The following is a 20,860-nucleotide window of genomic DNA, read 5'->3' as shown; positions in this document are numbered from 1 at the left end:
AACATCCTCCCTTCTTTTTTTATCGTCCTAATAGTTTACCATAAAAAAGAAAAGTTTTCCACAGGTATTTTTAAAAATCCACACTGTTTATAAAAGTTATCCACAATATGTGAATAAATCAAATAAACAGTCTATACGAGTGAATTTCTTAAACATTTTCTTGTGGAAAACCTTGTATATAGAATAAAAATATGAACAATGCTATTTCAGACTGTTGATAATTCTTTCAAATTCTTCGATGTTTTGAAATTGAATAGTCAGTTGTCCCGATCCATTTTTCTTTTGTTGGATTGTTACCTTGGTTCCAAGTAGTTTTGCTAATTTCTCTTCTTCTTCTGCAACAAATTGGTTGGATTTTCTAATTGTTTTTTTCTTTTTAGAGGATAGTATTGTTTCTAACTGTCGTACGCTGATATCCTTTTTTTGGATTTTTTGAACCCATTCTGCTTGTTGTCTCTCTGATAGTGCTACTAGCTGTCTAGCATGCCCTTGTGTGATTTTTCCTGTTTCTACTGCTTGCCTCGTAGATTCGGATAAATGGAGTAAACGAAGAAGATTAGTGATATATGGTCGTGATTTTCCCATGATTTGGGCAATCTCATCATGTGTTAAGCCTTTTTTTATCAACTTTTCGTAGGAATGAGCCTCTTCAATAGGATTGAGGTCAGAGCGTTGTAAGTTTTCTATGATAGCTTGGTAGAGTAAATCATCATCAGATAGATGCTTGATGACTGCTGGAATCTCTGTTAATCCCGCTAGTTGACTAGCTCTTAATCGTCTTTCACCAGCAAGTAACTCAAAACCAATCAGCGGTGATCTGCGAACAATAATAGGTTGAATGACGCCATTTTCTTTGATAGATTGAGCTAATTCCAATAATTTTTCTTCATCAAAATGCAATCTTGGTTGATAGGGATTGGCCTGAATGTCTTTTATTTTGAGATAGTGTAGTTCTTCCATACGGTTATTCTAACAAAAATAAATAGACTTTACAATTGTGTAAAGTCTATTTAAACATTATCTTATGACAAATCATCCGTTGAATGTGTCAACTTAATGTCAACAGTCATTTTCTTATTATTTCTATAATAGGTAACAGTTATGGTGTCGCCAATTTGATGCTTGTAAAGTTCACTTTGTAAATCACTCTTATTTTCAATGGTTTCACCATCGATTTCAATAATGACATCATATGGTTCAAATTTTCCATCAGCTGGCAAACCTGATTGAGTAGATACAATTAGTACTCCAGATGTTAAGTCTGTATTTGCTAATCCTGCTTTTTCTAATTGACTAGTAGATAGGTCTGTTAGATTGACCATTTGTACGCCAAGAGCTGGACGAGTAACTTTACCATTTGTTTCTAATTGATTAATTATCTGTACAGTATCATTTGAGGGAATTGCAAAGCCCATTCCTTCTACTGCAACTCCTGAACTGCTGACAGAACTAGAGGTTATTTTACTTGAGTTGATACCGATAACTTGTCCTTGAATATTGATAAGTGGTCCACCTGAGTTACCTGGGTTAATGGCTGTATCAGTCTGGATAGCATTTGTTGAGATTGTTTGGCCATCTTCTGTTTGTGAAGTTACTGTACGACTGAGACTAGAAATAATCCCCTGAGTTACTGTATTTGCATAGACACTTCCTAATGGGCTACCAATTGCAATCGCAGTTTCTCCAACTTTAATTGTGTCTGAATTAGCAAATTCAGCAATAGTGGTCACTTTATCTGCAGCAATTTTGATAACAGCAATGTCTGAATAAGTATCTGCACCTACGAGTTCTCCGCTAAGCTTTTCTCCAGAAGCCAAAAGTATATCGATTTTTTCAGCACCTGAAATTACGTGGTTGTTTGTAACAATATATGCTGTATCACCATCTTTTTTATAAATAACACCTGAACCTTCTCCAGCAACAGCTAGCTCATCTGAACTTTCAATGTTGCCAAAAATAGAACTGAGGCTATTCGATGATTGAGTTTGATAATTGATAACGGAGACAACAGCATCTTGAACTTTTTCCACAGCTTGAGTGGTGGAAGTATCGTTGGTATATTGAACATTGCTCACACTGGTTGTATTTGCTTGATTTGAAGTAGAATTTCCTTGAGTCAGAGTTGATGAAGCAAAGTAATACCCACCAATTCCTCCTAAAAATCCAACAACAAACAAAATAACAAATTTCAATAATTTTTTCATTAAAAGATTCCTCCTAGTTTTCCAATTTCGCTTTAAGATTACAATTACTTTCTTAATTATAACTTAAAGTTTTCAAAAATCAATCCACAAGCTGTGGATAACTTTTACTAGTATGTGAATAACTACAGATTTATAGAGAATTTTTTATAATCAACTACTGAGAATAGCCTGTGGATATGTTACAATATTTTTATGAAAATAAAATTGATAACCGTTGGTAAACTGAAAGAAAAATATTTAAAAGATGGTATAAGCGAATATGCAAAGAGGTTGGGAAGGTTTGCGAAGCTTGAATTCATAGAACTACAGGATGAAAAAACACCAGACAATGCTAGTCAGGCAGCGATTGAACAAATTCTGAAAAAAGAGTCTGATCGCATTATGTCAAAAATCTCTGATCGAGAATTTGTTATTGTATTGGCGATTGAAGGAACTCAATTCCCTTCAGAGGAATTTAGTAAAAAATTAGATACTATTACAACTAGTGGCTATTCAGATATTACATTTGTTATTGGTGGAAGTTTGGGATTAGATTCTGTTGTTAAGAACAGGGCAAATTTATTGATGAGTTTTGGAAAATTGACCCTACCACACCAATTAATGCGATTAGTATTGATAGAGCAAATTTATAGGGCTTTTATGATTCAGCAGGGAAGTCCTTACCATAAATAGTTTCATGTGAAACATGGGAGACAAAGAGTGAGGAAATATAGAGTTTTTGAAGGACTTCGTATCGCAAGTTGTTTAACTTTTATAAGTGGTTATCTAAATGCTTTTACATATTTAACTCAAGGTGGTCGCTTTGCAGGTGTTCAATCAGGAAATGTTATTCTTTTAGCTAATCAATTGGGACAAGGGAATTTTACAAATACCATCCATTTTCTAATTCCTATTGTCTTCTTTGTATGTGGGCAATTTTTTACCTACTTGGTGAAAAATTACTTTCTAAAAAGACACTATCCCTGGCATTTAGGTAGCAGTGTCATTATGTTATGTTTTGTATTAATTGCTGTTATACTGACACCGGTTATGTCTTCATTTTATACCATGGCTATCTTAGCTTTTGTAGCTTCTATACAAGTTGAAACATTTAGAACTTTAAGGGGTGTTCCATATGCAAATGTAATGATGACTGGTAATGTCAAAAATGCAGCCTTTATTTGGTTCAGAGGAATAATGGAAAAAAATAAGGAGTTGATAAAGATAGGGCGAAATATATTTATAACCATAATTGGCTTTATGCTTGGGGTTATTTGTGCTACAATCTTGTCCAGAATGTTTCTTGAATATGCTTTGGTTGGGGTTATATTTCCTATGATGTATGTAACTTACAAATTATGGCAAGAAAAAAATCCCACCTAATCTGATGGGATAAAATGATTCCAGCAGGATTCGAACCTGCGACCGTTCGCTTAGAAGGCGAATGCTCTATCCAGCTGAGCTATGGAACCGCTAGTAACCATTTTATTTTACATTAAAGGGTTCAGTCTGTCAAGTTGATAAAAATAGTAAAAATATATTGACAAACGATTGGAGCTATATTATACTAAATATTGTTCTGTAGAATAAATGGTCCGTTGGTCAAGGGGTTAAGACACCGCCTTTTCACGGCGGTAACACGGGTTCGAATCCCGTACGGACTATTTTTTCCGCCATAGCTCAGTCGGTAGAGCGCATGACTGTTAATCATGATGTCACAGGTTCGAGCCCTGTTGGCGGAGTATGAACGTGTAGGAAACCTTGAGAAATCAAGGTTTTTTTGTTTTCTTAAATAGAAAAACCGAGAAGTATTATTTTTCTCGGTTTTTAAGATAATAAAATCGAAGAAACTGATAAGTACAAAATACGAAAATAGCCCCAAAAGAAATCAGTAAACCGACATAAAAACCTTGTGGAATAAAGGTTAAAACGAGTTTTGTTTGACCAGGTTCTACATTTACTTTCATAAAACCATTTTGAGCCTTTTGAATATCTACTGGCTTGCCATCAATGGTTGCACTCCATCCCTTATCAAAAGGAAGGGTTAATAGGATAGAAGCTTCTTTACTTGTTTCAAAATTTACTGTGACGCTATTACCATCTGCGCGTGTATCAATGTTTTTTTCTTGGAGTATAGATACTGCTTGTTGGAAAGCTAGTAAATCCAATCGATAAAATTGTGGCAAATCAAATGATACTTGGTTATTCTCAGGAAAATAGACTTCTATCTGAGCCACAGTATCGGTAGAGAAATTTCCAATATTGAAAAAGGAAAAAGCATTATCAATTGTAAACTCACTTGACTGATTGTTGACAGTGATAATAATTCTTTTTTGATTCTCATTTGAGAAAGTAATATTTGGTAAATTTAAATATACCTGACTATTTGCAGGAATTGTAACAGTGAAAGTAGCTTTTGCAGCATCCTCAGTTTCAACTTTATTGACAGTCATTCGATTGCCTAATTCAACTGTATTTTGTGATTCAATGTCTTTAAGTGAATAATAATATTTCTGTGATAACCCAGTCAATTGATTTAGGAAGTTTGTTTGGTTGTCAAGAGTTAAATTCGTAAACTTGACATCTTTGTAAACTCCATCCGTTAGAATAGCTAACCCTTGACTAAAAGAATTTTCGTAGAGACTAATTGTATCAAGACTCTGGCTTAACGAAAAACCATACTTATTGGGATTGCTGGTTGCTAAGTTGTACTTTATTCCAAATAGACTATCAGCTATAATAGTATTATTTTGGTATCGAAGGTTCAGATTGGTACCATCAGATCGAAAACCAAGTTTATCTAATGCTGAGCTAGATGCTCTGTTCCTTATGGAAGAAAATTGAGAAACACCATTATAATTGAATTTCATACTATCATTACCTGTTTGAGGCAAGAGACGCTCCATTCGATAAAACGAATCATTGCTCTCTGCTGTAGACTTTACAAGACTGTCAATTTCTGACAACTTTTCTTCATAGTTAGAACGACTAGGAAAATGCCACTCGTCCGATAAGCCTTGCACTTGGTAATAAGTATGAATTCCGACTTCTAAGAGACTAAATATTACTATGGTGGAAGTTATCCATTTGTAGGATGACTTGTAGCCTAGGATAGCAATAAAAATAATAAAGTATGCAATCAAAAATTCTAGTGTCAATAAGAAGTTGACATCCACGAGAAAGTCGTAATGATTTTTGAAAAAGTAAGTGGATAAAAATCCAATAAATAAAAATGAAATAACTAATGTGAAGTGTTTTAAGTTAATTTGATCCAAACGTACAACAGTTTCAGCAGCTAGGTAGATGATACCTATTGAAAGAACCCATGCATAGCGATATAAAAACATATTCGGAGCATGCATTCCTTGCCAAAAAAGATTTAGTGGCTGTAAATAAAAACTTGAAATAATGAGTGTAAAGAATAGGCTGTAAGATAGCTTTACAATTGGTTTGATACTTTTTAATGTGAAGAATAGCAAAGCTAGAATCAATGGGACTAAACCAACAGAAATCATAGGAATGGATCCAAATTTTGTCGTGTCAAAACTACCTACTAAGTTTTTGGCAAAGAAGTCAAGATACCAAGAATCTTCTGTTTTTAGGTTGACAATGTTTGTAAATGTCTCGCCGTGAGTTTTCAAATCAAGATAGGTTGGCAACAACATGAACAAGCTACTCAATGCAGATAAGATTGACACCAGTGTAAAGTTTACAAATCTTTTCAATTTCTGCCCCTTTAACCGAGACAATTGTACGAGTGTCCAAATGATTAGAAAAATAGCGGTCATGTAACCAAAGTAATAGTTTTGTACAAATAAGCATGTCAGAGCTACATAATAAATGATTTGTCCTTTTCCCGTTAATAATCGATGTAAACCAAGAAGAATGATTGGAAGAAGAATAAAAACGTCCAGCCAGTTATTAATTTCTAATTGACTAGTACTGAAACTCATTAGGGAAAGACTAGTAGAAAGTAGCAATGCCCACTCTTCTTTTAAATATTGGTGAATGCCTTTTAAACTGACAAAAGTTGACAACCCTATCAATCCAAACTTGACAATAGTGACAAGATAGAGGGCATCTGGCATAGACTGTAAATTGAAGAAAAAAACGATGGGAGATAGGAAAGAACCTAAATAATACGAAGACAATGCGTAGAAATTCAGGCCCAAACCGCTAGTAAATGTGTAAAATATTGAGCCATCTCCATGTAAAGCATTTCGCAATGTTTGATTAAATATAACATACTGATGGAAGCCATCACTTGCTAATATAGTTGTGTCACTTCCCCACCAGATTCCTTGAAATGCCAAGACAATAGAAATAATAGTTAGCGGGATAAGGAAAGATAAGAGGTAATAAATGGATGTTTTTGTAAATATTTTTTTCATAGATTTAAAACAAAAGGGAGTGGGAAAGAACTCGACCAGTCTAAAAAGAGTTCGTCAACAATTTTTCGCTTTAAGTTGTTGAGCTGAAACAGTCTATCCCCAAACTTCAATTTATGTGAGCTGACTGCTGTCAGCTTATATCTCCAACTTTAAAAGGTCTCCCAGACCTTTTAAACTCCCACCCCTGCACAGCTCCAACAGTCAGAGTAGTGACTGTTGGAGGTTGGAAATGAAGCGAACTCGTTCGCATCAGCCTTAGTGGTCAGATTTGGAGTGTGAAACACGAACTGCTGAGATTTGCTGTGCAAATCTTATCTCCTACCTTTAACAGTCTCCCAGACTGTTAAAGCCAATCAACCACTGCGCTGAGATGTTGACACGAACTCTGAGAAGCGAGGCTGGACTTTCTGCCCAGCCTCTTTTTATTATGCTTTCCAAAGTTCTTGTACTTTAGCTTGTACTTCAGCATTTTCCAAAAATTCATCATAAGTTTCGTCGATTCGGTCAATCACGCCATTTTTAGAAATGACGATGATATGGTTTGCTAAAGTTTGAATAAATTCGTGGTCATGGCTGGCAAAGATGATGGATTCTTTAAAAGCTTTCAAACCATCGTTCAGACTAGAAATTGACTCCAAGTCTAAGTGGTTGGTTGGATCATCTAAGACCAATACGTTTGATTTAAGGAGCATGAGTTTTGACAACATCACACGCACTTTTTCGCCCCCTGACAAGACGTTTACAGGTTTGTTAACCTCATCTCCTGAGAAGAGCATACGTCCCAAGAAACCGCGCAAGAAGGTATTGTCATCTTCTTCCTTGCTGGCAAATTGACGGAGCCAATCAAGGATAGATTTGTTTGTATCAAAGTCACGAGTATTGTCTTTTGGTAAGTAGGATTGACTAGTAGTGACACCCCACTTGACAGTACCTTCATATTCAATATCGCCCATAAGCGCACGAATGAGAGCAGTTGTTTGGATGTCGTTTTGACCAATAAGAGCAGTCTTGTCACCTGGACGTAAGATAAAGTTGATATTGTCAAGAATCGTTTCACCATCGATGACAACCTTTAAGTTTTCAACTGTTAGGAGGTCATTACCGATTTCACGTTCTGATTTGAAGTTGATAAATGGATACTTACGGCTAGAGGGTATGATTTCTTCTAATTCAATTTTATCCAACATTTTTTTACGTGAAGTGGCTTGTTTGGATTTAGATGCATTAGCAGAGAAACGGGCAACGAATTCTTGTAATTCTTTGATTTTTTCTTCTGCCTTTGCATTTCGATCTGCTTGTAAACGGGCAGCCAACTCACTTGATTGTTTCCAGAAGTCGTAGTTACCAACAAAAATCTTGATTTTACCGAAGTCAAGATCAGCCATATGTGTACATACTTTATTTAAGAAGTGACGGTCATGGGATACGACAATGACGGTATTTTCAAAATCAATGAGGAAGTCTTCCAACCAGTTGATGGATTGGATGTCTAAACCGTTGGTTGGCTCGTCCAAAAGAAGAACATCAGGTTTACCAAAAAGCGCCTTGGCTAAGAGAACTTTGACCTTTTCACCATTTGTCAATTCGCTCATATTTTGGTAGTGAAGGTCTTCTGAGATGTTGAGGTTTTGGAGTAACTGTGAAGCTTCGCTTTCAGCTTCCCATCCACCAAGTTCAGCAAATTCACCTTCTAACTCGGCAGCTCGGACACCATCTTCATCAGAAAAGTCTTCCTTCATATAGATGGCATCTTTCTCTTTCATGATGCTGTAAAGTTGGTCATTTCCCATGATAACGACGTCAATCACACGTTCATCTTCGTAGTCGAAATGGTTCTGACGAAGGACAGAAAGTCGTTCATCTGGACCAAGGGAAATATGGCCAGTTGTTGGTTCGATATCTCCTGCTAAGATTTTTAAAAATGTAGATTTCCCGGCACCATTAGCACCAATCAATCCATAGGTATTTCCTGCTGTAAACTTAATGTTGACATCATCGAATAATTTACGATCGCTGAAACGTAGCGACACATCTGATACTGTAAGCATAGTTTCTCCTATTTTTCTGTCTATTAGTTTTATTGTACTAGAAAGAACTTGAATTTTCAATGAATTACATTGGAATCAAAATATCTTCATTATACTGTTTGTGGTCTTTTTGAAGACTGAATCCACGTCCTTTAACTTGAGTTGCTGGCATGACAATTAGAAATGCAGTATCGTCGATTGCAAGAATATTTGTTTCAAGTTTTTGAATTTCTGGACGTGAAACGGTTGTCATCAGCATTCGTTGTTCTTTACCTGTAAACCCACCAACAACAGGAAATTCAGTAACACCTCGATCAACAACTGTTGTAATGTATTCTTTTATTTCTTCATGATATCTCGATATAATCATTACATTTCGAGAGGAATCCGCACCGGACATCATCAAGTTGACAATATAAGTGATGGTCATCAGTGCAAGGATGGAGTACATCACAGAATCAGGATCAAAAGCAATAAAACCTATAATAACGATTATACCATCAATTATTCCCATTAAAATCCCAATTGGAATCGGGGTTAATTTATTGAGTATTTGAGTAATAATTCCAGTACCGCCAGTTGAAGAATTTCCAAGAAAAACAAGACCAATTCCTATTCCAACAATTATACCACCAAATAGTGCTGCTAATAGCGGATCTTTAGTGAGTGTTGGAAGTGAGTCTGTGAGTTTAAGAAAAAATGGGTAAATATTAGAACCATATACGGTCTTCAAAAAGGTAGTTCTACCTAGAAAAACGTAACATGCAATAAGTAGGGGAATGTTAACGATAAATACAAAGGTGGCTGGATTTATTTCAAATAATTTGTTAATACTAATAGCCAGACCACTTATACCCCCGGAAGCGATGTTATTCGCTAAAAAGATGCTGTTAAAGCCAACAGCCATGATAAAGGTACCAATGGTAACTAGAAAAAACTCTTTAAATCGTTGCATAATAAGCTCCACAAAAAATAATTCTATACTATTATCCATCATTCTCTTGGTAGCGTCAAGGCTTTACTGACCTTGACTTTCTAATTTTTTGCGGTTATAATAGGTATCAATCAGAAGAGTAGTAAGTGGATAATTTTTAGAGAGTTTGTGGTTGGTGGAAACAAACAAGAGTCGCTTATGAATGGACTGAGTGAATAGAATCTGAACAAATAAGGATTCGGCTAGCAGGCCTTATGTGCGAAAAGATATAAGCTTATTTAATGCTTGTAAGTGAGGTGGCACCGTGTCCTTGACGCCCTCGCACAGTTTTCTGTGCGTGGGCTTTTATTATGTAAAAGGAGAATATTTTATGAGTAAACCGATTATTCTAACAGGAGACCGTCCAACAGGCAAATTACATATTGGACATTATGTTGGTTCGTTGAAAAATCGTGTTTTATTACAGGATGCAGGTCAACATGAACTTTTTGTCTTTTTAGCTGATCAACAGGCTTTGACAGACCATGCAAAGGAACCGGAAAAGATTGTTGAATCCGTTGGAAACGTAGCGCTAGATTATCTAGCGGCAGGACTTGATCCAGCTAAGACAACGATTTTCATTCAGAGTCAAATCCCTGAATTGGCAGAATTAACCATGTACTACATGAACTTGGTATCTGTCGCGCGTTTAGAGCGTAACCCAACAGTTAAAACAGAAATTGCTCAAAAAGGTTTTGGCGAAGGAATTCCAGCTGGCTTCTTGGTTTATCCTGTATCACAAGCGGCGGACATTACAGCCTTCAAGGCAAATTTTGTCCCTGTTGGAAATGACCAAAGGCCGATGATTGAGCAGACTCGTGAACTTGTTCGTGGTTTTAATCATGCTTACCAAACAGATGTTTTGGTAGAACCAGAAGGCATTTATCCTGAAAATGAGGCAGCCGGTCGTTTGCCCGGTCTTGATGGAAATGCAAAAATGTCTAAATCACTTGGAAATGGTATTTATCTGGCAGATGACATGGATATACTCAAGAAGAAAGTCATGTCCATGTACACTGATCCCAACCACATCCGTGTTGAAGACCCAGGTAAGATTGAAGGAAACATGGTTTTCCATTATCTAGATGTTTTCGGACGTGAAGAAGATCGTGCTGAAATTGAAGCTATGAAAGAACAGTACCAACGTGGTGGTTTGGGGGATGTGAAGACCAAACGTTATTTACTGGACATTTTAGAGAGAGAATTAGGACCAATCCGTGAACGCCGTCTGGAGTTTGCACAGGATATGGGACAGGTCTATGCAATGTTGGAAGCAGGGAGCCAAAAAGCTCGTCAAGTTGCTGCGACAACTCTTGATCAAGTGAAATCAGCTATGGGAATCAACTATTTTAAATAAGGTTAACAATGAAAGAGCAATGTTGAAAAAATGTTGCTTTTTTCATTTAAATCACAGAGAAGTAAAAAACAAACGTTCGATTTTTATAGATAAAACTGAATAGAATTTTCTGAATTTTTAGGATTGTCAATATTAAAGCGAATAATGATTGACAAATGATTTCAAAATGTTATCATAATAAAAATACAAATAGCAATCAAGCTACACATAAATAAGAAAAGAGGAAGAAAATGTCAAACTGGGACACTAAATTTTTGAAAAAAGGCTTTACTTTTGATGACGTATTACTTATTCCGGCTGAAAGCCATGTTTTACCACACGATATTGATTTAAAAACACAATTAGCACCAAATTTGACCCTTAATCTTCCGATTATTTCTGCTGCCATGGACACTGTAACAGATAGCAAAATGGCTATCGCTATGGCACGTGCAGGTGGTTTGGGTATCATCCATAAGAATATGTCTATCGCGGAGCAGGCTGATGAGGTGCGTAAGGTAAAACGTTCTGAAAATGGTGTCATTATCGATCCATTCTTCCTAACACCAGAGCACACCATTGCTGAGGCTGAGAAATTAATGGCAACTTATCGTATTTCAGGTGTGCCAATCGTCGAAACATTGGAAAATCGTAAATTGGTTGGTATTATTACCAACCGTGATATGCGTTTCATTTCCGATTATTCACAGCCAATTTCTACAAACATGACAAGCGATGCTTTGGTAACAGCGCCAGTTGGAACTGACCTTGAGACTGCTGAGGCTATTCTACACAAGCATCGTATTGAAAAATTGCCATTGGTTGATGAAAATGGTCGTTTGTCAGGCTTGATTACTATCAAAGACATTGAGAAAGTCATTGAGTTCCCAAATGCAGCGAAGGATGAATTTGGTCGTCTCTTGGTTGCGGGTGCTGTTGGTGTCACATCTGATACTTTTGAACGTGCTGAGGCTCTCTTTGAAGCGGGTGCTGATGCGATTGTTATCGATACTGCTCATGGTCACTCAGCTGGTGTTCTTCGTAAGATTAAAGAAATCCGTCAACACTTCCCAACTCGTACCTTAATTGCCGGCAATATTGCCACAGCTGAGGGAGCTCGTGCTCTTTATGAAGCTGGTGTTGATGTTGTGAAGGTCGGTATTGGACCAGGTTCAATCTGTACAACACGTGTCATCGCAGGTGTTGGGGTACCACAAGTGACTGCTATCTATGATGCAGCTGGTGTTGCGCGTGAATATGGAAAAACCATTATTGCTGATGGTGGTATCAAGTATTCAGGTGATATTGTGAAGGCACTTGCAGCAGGTGGTCATGCCGTTATGCTGGGTTCTATGTTTGCAGGAACGGATGAAGCACCAGGTGAAACAGAAATCTTCCAAGGTCGTAAATTTAAGACTTACCGTGGTATGGGCTCTATCGCTGCCATGAAACAAGGTTCGAAGGACCGTTACTTCCAAGCATCTGTAAATGAAGCTAACAAACTTGTTCCAGAAGGAATTGAGGGACGTGTAGCTTATAAAGGATCTGTTGCAGATATGATATTCCAAATGGTTGGTGGACTTCGCTCAGGTATGGGCTATGTAGGTGCTGGCAACTTGACCGAATTGCATGAAAATGCTCAGTTTATCGAAATGTCAGGCGCTGGTTTGAAAGAAAGCCATCCACACGATGTTCTAATTACAAACGAAGCTCCAAACTATTCAGTACAGTAAACAAAAACAAGACCCTGGTTGACAGGGTCTTTCTTTATATGTAAATGTAGTTGACAAATGTTGTAAAGCACCTTTTCACTCTTCGGTAATGTTTCCCTTTTGAATATGGAAAATTTTAAGATTATCAGGCAGCTTATGTAAATGGTCCAAAGATGTCGTAGTTATAAATGTTTGAATCGTATCGGTAATTGTTTCAAGCAATTTCAATTGTCGACTGTTATCAAGTTCGCTCATGACATCATCTAACAATAGAATCGGATACTCTCTTGTCATTTCTTTCATTAATTCTATTTCAGCGAGCTTGAGAGAAAGCACAAGACTACGGTGTTGTCCTTGGCTACCAAAATGGGCGTTCATGTCATTTAGAAAGAAGGCAATATCATCACGGTGTGGTCCTACACCTGTATTTTTTTTGAATAAATCACGTTTACGATTATTTTCTAACTCTGTCAAGAAAGTGTCAATTAAATTGACAGAGTTAGTCAAGTTTACTGAAGATAGATATTGAATGGTTAAGGTTTCTTTTTGATTTGAGATTTCTTGAACTTTGCTGTTGCCATACAATTCTAATTTTTTTAGAAAGTCAATCCGGTGTTGGATAACACGACTACCATACTCTGCTAGTTGATGATCCAATACAGATAAAAAGGTATTGTCTACCGTTTCTGTAGATTTAAGATAGGCATTTCTTTGTTTTAAAACATGGTTATAGCTTGACAAGTCTGAGAGATATATTGGTTTGATTTGTCCCAATTCGACATCAATGAACTTTCTCCTTAAGGCAGGGGCACCTTTGATTAATTGCAAGTCTTCCGGTGCAAAGAGAACAACGTTTATGTGTCCAATGTAGTTTGAAAGCTTTGCTTGCTTGAGATGATTGACTTTTGTTACTCGCCCTTTATCTGTCAAGTGAATGTCAAGCGGAATCTTACCATTTGTACGATGAAGTGTTCCGGAAATAGATAATTCTTTTTCCTGAAATTGTAGAAGGTCTTTATCTGTTCGGGTTCGATGACTCCGTGTCAGGGCTAAAAAATAGATAGATTCTAGCACATTGGTTTTACCTTGGGCATTTTCACCTAAAAAGACATTGAGTCCTTTGTGAAACTCAATATCTAGATGGTTGTAATTCCGAAAATGTTTTAATGCTAATCGTTCCAACCACATGTTTATGTACCAGGGAAACGAACAGGTTTTCTATCAGCTTTTTGAGCTGTTTTTTTTGAAGGAGGGACCTGTTTCTTGTTTTTTTTATTCTCTTGATTCAATTTTTTAACAATGGCAGCTACCCGCTCTTTTTCAGCCTGATCTTCTTGGTATTGCTGAATTTCTTCTGTACTTGGAGCAATAACAGTTATAGTAATACCATGTTCTGGTAGTGCGACTGTGTCACCAATACGGATTTTTTTCCCTCTTCTTTTTTCATCTTCTCCATTAAAAAGGATGGTATTTTCCTCTAAAAAACCTTTGATAGCACCGCCTGAGTGAAGAATACCAGTTGTTTTTAAAAGGGCCTGTAAAGTAATGTAGTCATCAAATAGTTTAAATTCCATATGTCACCTCGTTACAGAATATTATAACACAAAATGGTATAATGAAAGGTATAATGTTTGAAAGAGGAAGAAAATGGAATTACAAGAAGGAGTTAATCTTCATTTTATAGAATCAAGTAAGTTTACAACCAATAGAATTCGTGTGCGTTTTGCTGCAGCAATGAGTGAAAAAACAGTGGCAGGTCGTGTGCTACTAGCCAATTTACTAGAAATGGGAAATCAAGATTATCCAACAGCGCGTCAACTTCGAATGAAACTAGCTGCTTTATACGGAGCACATTTTTCAACCTCTGTTTCTAAGAGGGGACGAGTTCATTTTGTTGATGTGAACATCTCGTATGTGAAATCATCGTTTTTACTCAATAAAGAAGATATAACCTTAGAAATAATTGATTTTCTATATGCCTGTCTATTTCGACCGTTGACAGAAGGAAAAGCTTTCAATAAAAAAATGTTCGAAGTGGAAAAAAGAAATTTATTAAGTTTTTTAGAATCTGAGGTAGAAGATAATTTTTATCATGCGGATGTTGAAATGAGTCGTCTCTATTTTAATGATGAAGATATACAGGTGCCACGAGTTGCCAGAATTGATTTAGTACAAAAGGAGACAGCTGAATCTGTTTATGAAGCATACAAAAGAATGCTAAAAATGGACAGAATTGATATTTTTGTTGCTGGAGAAGTCAATCAATTAGAGGTTCAAAATAAATTTAAAAACTTTGACTTTACATACCGAAATCCAAAATTGGAGTTAGAGTACTCACAAGATTATTCCAATATCGTTCATGAAAAAGTGGAACGAAAAGTTGCTCAGCAATCTATTTTAGAATTAGCATATCATTTACAAGTTGTTTACAACGATGTAAACTATCCTGCATTGTTGATTTTTAATGGTCTGTTCGGTGCCTTTTCTCATTCTAAATTATTTATGAATGTTCGGGAAAAAGAAAGTCTGGCCTATACGATTGGGAGTCAAGTGAATATTTTTTCAGGTATGTTGAAAGTATATGCTGGAATTAATCGAGAAGATCGATTGAGGACAATGAGGCTCATAAATCGTGAATTTCTTGCAATAAAACGTGGTCAAATTACAGAGGATGACTTGGAATTAACAAAAAAATCACTAACACACTCTGCAACGCTGGCTCAAGATAGACAAAATAATCTAATTGAACAGGCCTATAATGAAGTCTGCTTAGGAGAACGAAATCTAACTTGGCAACAGTGGATTGATGGTATTAATGCAGTATCGATAGACGATGTTGTAAAAGTTGGAAGAGTTATTCGTTTACAGGCTATTTACTTTATGGAAGGAGTTGCTCAATGAAACTAATTGAAAAATGCTATCCGTATATGAAGGAGAGTCTTTATTATGCTAAACTTAACAATGGGTTGACAGTAACTTTACTTCCAAAAACTGATTTTAATGAGGCCTATGGAGTATTAACGACAGAATTTGGGGCCCTACATACTCAATTTAAAGCAGATGGTAAAGAAATTGTTCACTATCCCGCAGGGATTGCCCATTTTTTGGAGCATAAACTATTTGAATCAGAAGAAGATGGCGATGTGATGAATCAATTTGCCAAATTAGGTGCTAGTGCAAATGCCTATACTGGATTTCGTCAAACAAGCTATCTTTTTTCAACTACCCAAAAAGTGTTATCTTGTTTGAAATTACTGCAATCATTTGTTACTAAGCCTCATTTTACAAAAGAAAATGTAGAGCGTGAGCAAGGAATCATTGAACAAGAAATTGAAATGTACCAAGACGATGCAGATTATCGTCTTTATATGGGAATTTTAGCTTCACTATATCCGGGAACTCCATTAGCTTATGATATTGCTGGTACTGTTGAATCAATTTCACAAATTACAGCTGATGCTTTGTATGAAAATTATTTAGCCTTCTATCGTCCAAGTAATATGCATATGTTTATTGTTGGAAATTTTATTATAGAAGAGGTGTGGGAAGAAATTATTCAAACTCAAGAGAACTCTGTGCAAGATAGTAGGTCGTTTGAAAAACTTGCCTTGACACATTTACCAATTTTAGAACATCAAACAGAGCATTTTGAGGTAGCTACTTCAAAATTAGCAATAGGGTTAAGAGGGAACGATGTTATTTCAAGTCAGGAAATTCCAAGATACCAAGTATGTTTACAATTATTATTTGCAATGTTATTTGGTTGGACTTCAAAACGCTATCAAGCCTTATATGAGGATGGAATAATTGATTCTTCGTTTCAATTTCAAATTGAGGTAAGCCCAGATTATCACTTCGTAGTCATTACAACAGATACCGAATCACCAATTCGATTATCTAGTTTAATTATGAAAGCCATTCACCAATTTGAAAATGATAAAGATATCAATCATCAACAACTTGCATTATTAAAAAATGAAATGTATGGTGATTTTATTCGAAGTTTAAATTCACTTGAATTTACTGCCAGTCACTTTGTGACTCAACTCACTGATGAGCAGACTATTTTTGATTTTCCAGAGATTATTCAGTCTGTTACACTGGAGGATGTTTTTGAGGTTGGGCGACAGTTTATTTACAACTGTGATATGACAGATTTTACGATTTTTCCCCGATAGAATGTTGTAAAGCATCGAAATTTCCGTAGTTTTTTGTTAAAATAGAGTATTGTATACAATGAATGAATGAGAGAAGGGATTTATGAGGCAAAAAAGTATCGGTGAAGTTCTTCGATCAGCTCGAGAAAGTAGGAGCTGGAACCTAATTGATGTGCAGAGAATGACGAAAATTCAGGCTAAATATTTACAAGCATTAGAATATAATGATTTCGAATATATACCAGACAGTAACTACATAGAAAGTTTTTTGGTAACGTATGCGGATGTACTTGAATTAGATTCTGCTGTATTACTAGATGCTTATAAAAAGAATAGTCTAGTAATCTACTATGAAGAAGGAGAAGAGGAAGAACTTTCTACGGAGTTAAAAAGACGTTATAAGTTAAGAAAAAAGAATAAAAAAGATTCTTTTCTTCCTTTGTTTTACTTGTTACTAGCAGCTGGTTTGATGATTATTTTTGTGACATTTGTGATTCATAGTCGTATGAAGCAAATTTCACTATTCTCAAATCAAAGTACATCTTATAGTGTGACTAGACAAGTGACAAATTCATCAAGCTCAATAGCAAGTACATCAACATCAGGAAATGTCATAGAGGAGTCATCTTCAAATAGTTCTAGTTCTACTAGCAGTTCAACAACTAGCGCTTCTGAGATGATTCAGTTAACCGGATCTGGAGAAAGTATTAGCGCTACCGTATCAAAGTTTACCTATCCAATTGATATTACTGTAACTGCAGATAATACAACTAGTTGGATTAGTTTATCTGATACAACACTTTCAGGTGGGGTAACACTGACCCCTGATAACCCATCAGCAACAACAAAAATAGAGGAAGGAGTATCTTCAGCTACTCTCGTTTTAGGTGTTGTAAAAGGGGTTACTATTACAATTGGTGGTCAAAAGTTGGATACATCGGCTTTAACTACTCAGACAGGAAGTATTACCCTGTACTTTGAACAATAAAGGATGAAAAGATGAAAAAAGAAAATATTCCCAATGCATTAACAATTGGTCGGATTCTCGTTATCCCCATCTTTATTTTATTATTAACGCTTTGGAACAATGCAATCAGCCATACATTGGCTGCAATTATCTTTGCTTTAGCTAGTATTACGGACTATTTAGATGGTTATTTAGCTAGAAAATGGAAAGTTGTTACAAATTTCGGGAAGTTTGCCGATCCAATGGCGGATAAAATACTGGTAATGACAGCTTTTATTATGCTAGTTGAATTGGGATTTGCCCCTGCTTGGGTTGTTGCAATTATCATTTGTAGGGAGCTTGCTGTAACTGGTTTGCGTTTACTTTTAGTTGAAAATGGTGGGACAGTCCTAGCCGCAGCAATGCCAGGGAAAATTAAAACCTTTTCTCAAATGTTTGCGGTCATTTTCCTACTCTTGCATTGGAACCTGCTTGGTCACATAACATTGTATATCGCACTTTTCTTCACCCTTTATTCAGGTTATGATTATTTCAAGGGTGCCTCATTTCTTTTCAAAGATACATTTAAATAATGGAAAATATTATCGAAGTTAAAAATCTTAAGTATAAGTACGATCAAGAAGACGAAAAATATACTTTAAACGACGTTTCGTTTCACGTGAAACAAGGAGAGTGGTTGTCCATCATTGGCCATAATGGATCAGGGAAATCAACAACTGTCCGTTTAATAGATGGCTTATTGGAAGCTGAATCTGGGGACATTTACATATCCGGCGATAAATTGACAGCTGATAATGTCTGGGAAAAACGCCGTCTAATTGGAATGGTTTTTCAAAATCCAGATAATCAATTCGTTGGGGCTACAGTAGAGGATGATGTTGCTTTTGGTTTGGAAAACCAAGGAGTTCCTCTTGAAGAAATGCGTGTTCGTGTTCAAGAAGCTTTGGAATTGGTTGGCATGGCTAGTTTTAAGAAGAGAGAACCTGCTAGACTCTCTGGTGGACAAAAACAGCGTGTTGCAATAGCAGGTATCGTGGCTTTGCGTCCCAATATTGTTATTTTGGATGAAGCAACATCTATGTTAGATCCTGAAGGGCGTTTAGAATTAATTCGTATTGTGAAGGAAATTAAAGATGAACATAATATGACGGTTATTTCTATTACGCATGATTTAGACGAAGTTGCACTAAGTGAACGTGTGATTGTGATGAAGAATGGGCAAATTGAATCAACCAGTACCCCAGCAGAATTATTTATGAGGGACGATTTGATTGAGCTTGATTTAGAACAGCCATTTACAGCAAATTTAGCTGAATCATTGCGCCAGGCGGGAATCGCTATTCCGCTACGCTATTTTACAGAGGAAGAATTAGAGGAAACTTTATGGGAATTCATCTCCAAGAAGTAAGCTATACCTATCAAGCTGGCACACCTTTTGAGGGGCGTGCGCTTTTCGGTGTAGATTTGGAAATTGTTGACGGTTCCTATACTGCATTGATTGGGCATACTGGTTCTGGGAAATCAACTATTTTGCAACTTTTAAATGGATTAAATATCCCCACATCTGGTAGTGTGATTGTTGATGATATGGTTATCAACGCGACTTCAGATAAAAAAGGTATTAAGCAAGTAAGAAAAAAAGTTGGCTTGGTTTTTCAGTTCCCAGAAAGTCAAGTTTTTGATGAGACAGTCTTAAAAGATGTGGCATTTGGTCCACAAAATTTTGGTATTTCCCAAGAAGAGGCTGAAAAGATTGCTCGTGAAAAACTTGCACTCGTTGGTATTTCAGAAGAGCTATTTGAAAGAAGCCCTTTCGAGTTATCTGGAGGTCAAATGCGCCGAGTTGCGATTGCAGGAATATTAGCCATGGAACCAAATGTTCTAGTATTGGATGAACCTACAGCAGGACTAGATCCAGCTGGACGTCAGGAATTAATGGACATCTTTAAACAGTTACACGCTAATGGCATGACCATCGTTCTGGTAACTCATTTAATGGATGATGTTGCAAATTATGCAGATTGGGTCTATGTGATGGAGAAAGGGAAGTTAATCCGTTCAGGAAAACCGAGGGATGTTTTTCAAGAGGTTGAATTTTTGGAAACAATTCAATTAGGTGTTCCAAAAATAACAAAATTTGCTGCGAATCTGGAGAGAAGGGGCTTTGTATTTGAACGCTTGCCAGTTACGATAAAAGAATTTGCCGAGGTGATGAGTCATGGATAAATTGATTTTAGGTCGGTATATTCCTGGAAATTCGATGATTCATCGTTTAGATCCGCGTAGTAAATTGTTGGCCATGTTTGCCTTTCTTTTGCTTATTTTCTGGGCAAATAATTTGATAACAAATGTTCTAATCATTGCATTTGTGTTTGCAATGGTCCTTTTATCACAAATACGCTTATCTTTTTTTATCAATGGTTTAAAACCAATGATAGGGATTATTCTGTTTACAACCTTTTTCCAAGTTTTCTTCACACCTGGAGCAAGTGTTTTGTGGGAATTTTGGATTTTTAAGGTTTCGATTGAAGGCTTGCAGCAGGCGCTGATTATCTTCATCCGATTTGTACTCATTATTTTCTTTTCAACCTTGTTAACATTGACAACAACACCTTTGAGTCTGGCAGATGGTATTGAATCTGGTTTAGCCCCTCTGAAACGGTTGAAAGTACCTGTTCATGAAATTGGTCTAATGCTCTCGATGAGTTTACGTTTTGTACCAACCCTTATGGATGATACCACACGCATTATGAATGCACAGAGAGCACGTGGTGTGGATTTTAATGAAGGAAATCTGATTCAAAAAGTTAATTCGGTTATTCCTATTTTGATTCCACTATTTGCTTCAAGTTTCAAGAGAGCTGATGCCCTTGCTACAGCGATGGAAGCGCGTGGTTATCAAGGAGGCGAAGGAAGAACCAAATACCGAGTTTTAGAATGGAAATTGCCAGATACCTGTGCTGTTATTGTCATGATATTACTAGGTGTAACACTCTATGTACTAAAAAGTGCTTAAAATAGTATCCTTTTCACCATAAAGCAACTTTATTGTAATATTTGTAATAAATTTTTAAATAAAAAGCAATATTATGATAGTATGATAGGAATAGTTAT

Annotated in this window: 18 protein-coding genes and 3 tRNA genes; 13 read left to right on the top strand and 8 right to left on the bottom strand. The window is 36.3% G+C overall.

Translation table 11 applies throughout. The annotated features are described in order from the left end of the window. Positions 1 to 201 precede the first annotated feature (201 nt). Positions 202 to 960: a ParB/RepB/Spo0J family partition protein gene (locus D2A30_10585; protein ID ULL21956.1), complete on the bottom strand. Its 759-nt coding sequence runs from the start codon at positions 958 to 960 to the stop codon at positions 202 to 204. Between the two features lie 62 nt (positions 961 to 1,022). Beyond that, complete coding sequence (locus D2A30_10580; protein ID ULL21955.1) at positions 1,023 to 2,204, bottom strand: PDZ domain-containing protein; 1,182 nt, start codon at positions 2,202 to 2,204, stop codon at positions 1,023 to 1,025. Between the two features lie 192 nt (positions 2,205 to 2,396). Between D2A30_10580 and rlmH the strand changes: the two genes are divergently transcribed. Next, positions 2,397 to 2,876 (top strand): 23S rRNA (pseudouridine(1915)-N(3))-methyltransferase RlmH, encoded by a 480-nt coding sequence (rlmH, locus tag D2A30_10575; GenBank protein ID ULL21954.1) that lies wholly within the window; start codon positions 2,397 to 2,399, stop codon positions 2,874 to 2,876. A 6-nt stretch (positions 2,877 to 2,882) separates the two neighbouring features. Continuing rightward, entirely contained in the window at positions 2,883 to 3,566 is a 684-nt protein-coding gene (locus tag D2A30_10570) for a DUF1275 domain-containing protein (protein ULL21953.1), read from the top strand. 15 nt (positions 3,567 to 3,581) lie between these two features. Here the strand turns inward: D2A30_10570 and D2A30_10565 are convergent. Continuing rightward, positions 3,582 to 3,655 (bottom strand) — tRNA-Arg (locus D2A30_10565). A 120-nt stretch (positions 3,656 to 3,775) separates the two neighbouring features. Between D2A30_10565 and D2A30_10560 the strand changes: the two genes are divergently transcribed. Beyond that, a tRNA-Glu gene (locus D2A30_10560) sits at positions 3,776 to 3,847 on the top strand. 5 nt (positions 3,848 to 3,852) lie between these two features. Further along, positions 3,853 to 3,925: transfer RNA gene (locus D2A30_10555), tRNA-Asn, on the top strand. A 69-nt stretch (positions 3,926 to 3,994) separates the two neighbouring features. Here D2A30_10555 and D2A30_10550 read toward each other — a convergent pair. From D2A30_10550 to D2A30_10540, 3 genes are all read right to left on the bottom strand, one after another. Then, entirely contained in the window at positions 3,995 to 6,574 is a 2,580-nt protein-coding gene (locus D2A30_10550) for a copper ABC transporter permease (protein ID ULL21952.1), read from the bottom strand. A gap of 425 nt (positions 6,575 to 6,999) precedes the next feature. Beyond that, positions 7,000 to 8,622: an ATP-binding cassette domain-containing protein gene (locus D2A30_10545; protein ID ULL21951.1), complete on the bottom strand. Its 1,623-nt coding sequence runs from the start codon at positions 8,620 to 8,622 to the stop codon at positions 7,000 to 7,002. 64 nt (positions 8,623 to 8,686) lie between these two features. Next, positions 8,687 to 9,559 (bottom strand): YitT family protein, encoded by an 873-nt coding sequence (locus D2A30_10540; GenBank protein ID ULL22039.1) that lies wholly within the window; start codon positions 9,557 to 9,559, stop codon positions 8,687 to 8,689. Positions 9,560 to 9,905: 346 nt separating this feature from the next. On the opposite strand from D2A30_10540, the gene trpS reads away from it, so the two are divergent. Both trpS and D2A30_10530 read left to right on the top strand, forming a co-directional pair. Continuing rightward, the gene (gene trpS, locus D2A30_10535) at positions 9,906 to 10,931 is read left to right on the top strand and encodes a tryptophan--tRNA ligase (protein ULL21950.1); all 1,026 of its coding nucleotides are present in this window, start codon (positions 9,906 to 9,908) and stop codon (positions 10,929 to 10,931) included. A gap of 230 nt (positions 10,932 to 11,161) precedes the next feature. Beyond that, positions 11,162 to 12,643: an IMP dehydrogenase gene (locus D2A30_10530; GenBank protein ULL21949.1), complete on the top strand. Its 1,482-nt coding sequence runs from the start codon at positions 11,162 to 11,164 to the stop codon at positions 12,641 to 12,643. 75 nt (positions 12,644 to 12,718) lie between these two features. Here the strand turns inward: D2A30_10530 and recF are convergent, their stop codons facing one another. After that, positions 12,719 to 13,810, bottom strand: a complete 1,092-nt coding sequence (recF, locus tag D2A30_10525) for a DNA replication/repair protein RecF (GenBank protein ID ULL21948.1) — start codon at positions 13,808 to 13,810, stop codon at positions 12,719 to 12,721. 2 nt (positions 13,811 to 13,812) lie between these two features. Then, positions 13,813 to 14,196 carry a hypothetical protein gene (locus D2A30_10520; protein ID ULL21947.1) on the bottom strand — a complete coding sequence of 128 codons (384 nt, stop codon included), beginning with the start codon at positions 14,194 to 14,196 and terminating at the stop codon, positions 13,813 to 13,815. A 73-nt stretch (positions 14,197 to 14,269) separates the two neighbouring features. On the opposite strand from D2A30_10520, the gene D2A30_10515 reads away from it, so the two are divergent. From D2A30_10515 to D2A30_10485, 7 genes are all read left to right on the top strand, one after another. Beyond that, positions 14,270 to 15,523: an insulinase family protein gene (locus D2A30_10515; protein ULL21946.1), complete on the top strand. Its 1,254-nt coding sequence runs from the start codon at positions 14,270 to 14,272 to the stop codon at positions 15,521 to 15,523. Beyond that, entirely contained in the window at positions 15,520 to 16,800 is a 1,281-nt protein-coding gene (locus tag D2A30_10510; GenBank protein ID ULL21945.1) for an insulinase family protein, read from the top strand. The genes D2A30_10515 and D2A30_10510 overlap by 4 nt, the downstream gene beginning before the upstream one ends. Positions 16,801 to 16,882: 82 nt before the next feature. Beyond that, positions 16,883 to 17,767, top strand: a complete 885-nt coding sequence (locus D2A30_10505) for a helix-turn-helix domain-containing protein (GenBank protein ID ULL21944.1) — start codon at positions 16,883 to 16,885, stop codon at positions 17,765 to 17,767. 11 nt (positions 17,768 to 17,778) lie between these two features. After that, entirely contained in the window at positions 17,779 to 18,318 is a 540-nt protein-coding gene (gene pgsA / locus D2A30_10500) for a CDP-diacylglycerol--glycerol-3-phosphate 3-phosphatidyltransferase (GenBank protein ID ULL21943.1), read from the top strand. Further along, entirely contained in the window at positions 18,318 to 19,154 is an 837-nt protein-coding gene (locus tag D2A30_10495) for an energy-coupling factor transporter ATPase (GenBank protein ULL21942.1), read from the top strand. Before pgsA ends, D2A30_10495 begins: the two co-directional genes overlap by 1 nt. Continuing rightward, positions 19,130 to 19,972 (top strand): energy-coupling factor transporter ATPase, encoded by an 843-nt coding sequence (locus tag D2A30_10490; GenBank protein ULL21941.1) that lies wholly within the window; start codon positions 19,130 to 19,132, stop codon positions 19,970 to 19,972. The genes D2A30_10495 and D2A30_10490 overlap by 25 nt, the downstream gene beginning before the upstream one ends. Continuing rightward, positions 19,965 to 20,762, top strand: coding sequence for an energy-coupling factor transporter transmembrane protein EcfT (locus D2A30_10485; GenBank protein ID ULL21940.1), 798 nt, complete (start codon positions 19,965 to 19,967; stop codon positions 20,760 to 20,762). The genes D2A30_10490 and D2A30_10485 overlap by 8 nt, the downstream gene beginning before the upstream one ends. Positions 20,763 to 20,860 lie beyond the last annotated feature (98 nt).

Source organism: Streptococcus suis, from assembly GCA_022354845.1.
GTDB classification, from domain to species: Bacteria; Bacillota; Bacilli; order Lactobacillales; family Streptococcaceae; genus Streptococcus; species Streptococcus suis_AA.
This window is presented reverse-complemented; position numbering and strand designations above follow the sequence as displayed.

Bases quoted from the DNA above. Each gene is read 5' to 3' on its own strand.
- D2A30_10585 (ULL21956.1), bottom strand. From the start codon at position 960: ATGGAAGAACTACACTATCTCAAAATAAAAGACATTCAGGCCAATCCC.
- D2A30_10580 (ULL21955.1), bottom strand. From the start codon at position 2,204: ATGAAAAAATTATTGAAATTTGTTATTTTGTTTGTTGTTGGATTTTTA.
- rlmH (ULL21954.1), top strand. From the start codon at position 2,397: ATGAAAATAAAATTGATAACCGTTGGTAAACTGAAAGAAAAATATTTA.
- D2A30_10550 (ULL21952.1), bottom strand. From the start codon at position 6,574: ATGAAAAAAATATTTACAAAAACATCCATTTATTACCTCTTATCTTTC.
- D2A30_10545 (ULL21951.1), bottom strand. From the start codon at position 8,622: ATGCTTACAGTATCAGATGTGTCGCTACGTTTCAGCGATCGTAAATTA.
- trpS (ULL21950.1), top strand. From the start codon at position 9,906: ATGAGTAAACCGATTATTCTAACAGGAGACCGTCCAACAGGCAAATTA.
- D2A30_10530 (ULL21949.1), top strand. From the start codon at position 11,162: ATGTCAAACTGGGACACTAAATTTTTGAAAAAAGGCTTTACTTTTGAT.
- recF (ULL21948.1), bottom strand. From the start codon at position 13,810: ATGTGGTTGGAACGATTAGCATTAAAACATTTTCGGAATTACAACCAT.
- D2A30_10520 (ULL21947.1), bottom strand. From the start codon at position 14,196: ATGGAATTTAAACTATTTGATGACTACATTACTTTACAGGCCCTTTTA.
- D2A30_10515 (ULL21946.1), top strand. From the start codon at position 14,270: ATGGAATTACAAGAAGGAGTTAATCTTCATTTTATAGAATCAAGTAAG.
- D2A30_10510 (ULL21945.1), top strand. From the start codon at position 15,520: ATGAAACTAATTGAAAAATGCTATCCGTATATGAAGGAGAGTCTTTAT.
- D2A30_10505 (ULL21944.1), top strand. From the start codon at position 16,883: ATGAGGCAAAAAAGTATCGGTGAAGTTCTTCGATCAGCTCGAGAAAGT.
- pgsA (ULL21943.1), top strand. From the start codon at position 17,779: ATGAAAAAAGAAAATATTCCCAATGCATTAACAATTGGTCGGATTCTC.
- D2A30_10495 (ULL21942.1), top strand. From the start codon at position 18,318: ATGGAAAATATTATCGAAGTTAAAAATCTTAAGTATAAGTACGATCAA.
- D2A30_10490 (ULL21941.1), top strand. From the start codon at position 19,130: ATGGGAATTCATCTCCAAGAAGTAAGCTATACCTATCAAGCTGGCACA.
- D2A30_10485 (ULL21940.1), top strand. From the start codon at position 19,965: ATGGATAAATTGATTTTAGGTCGGTATATTCCTGGAAATTCGATGATT.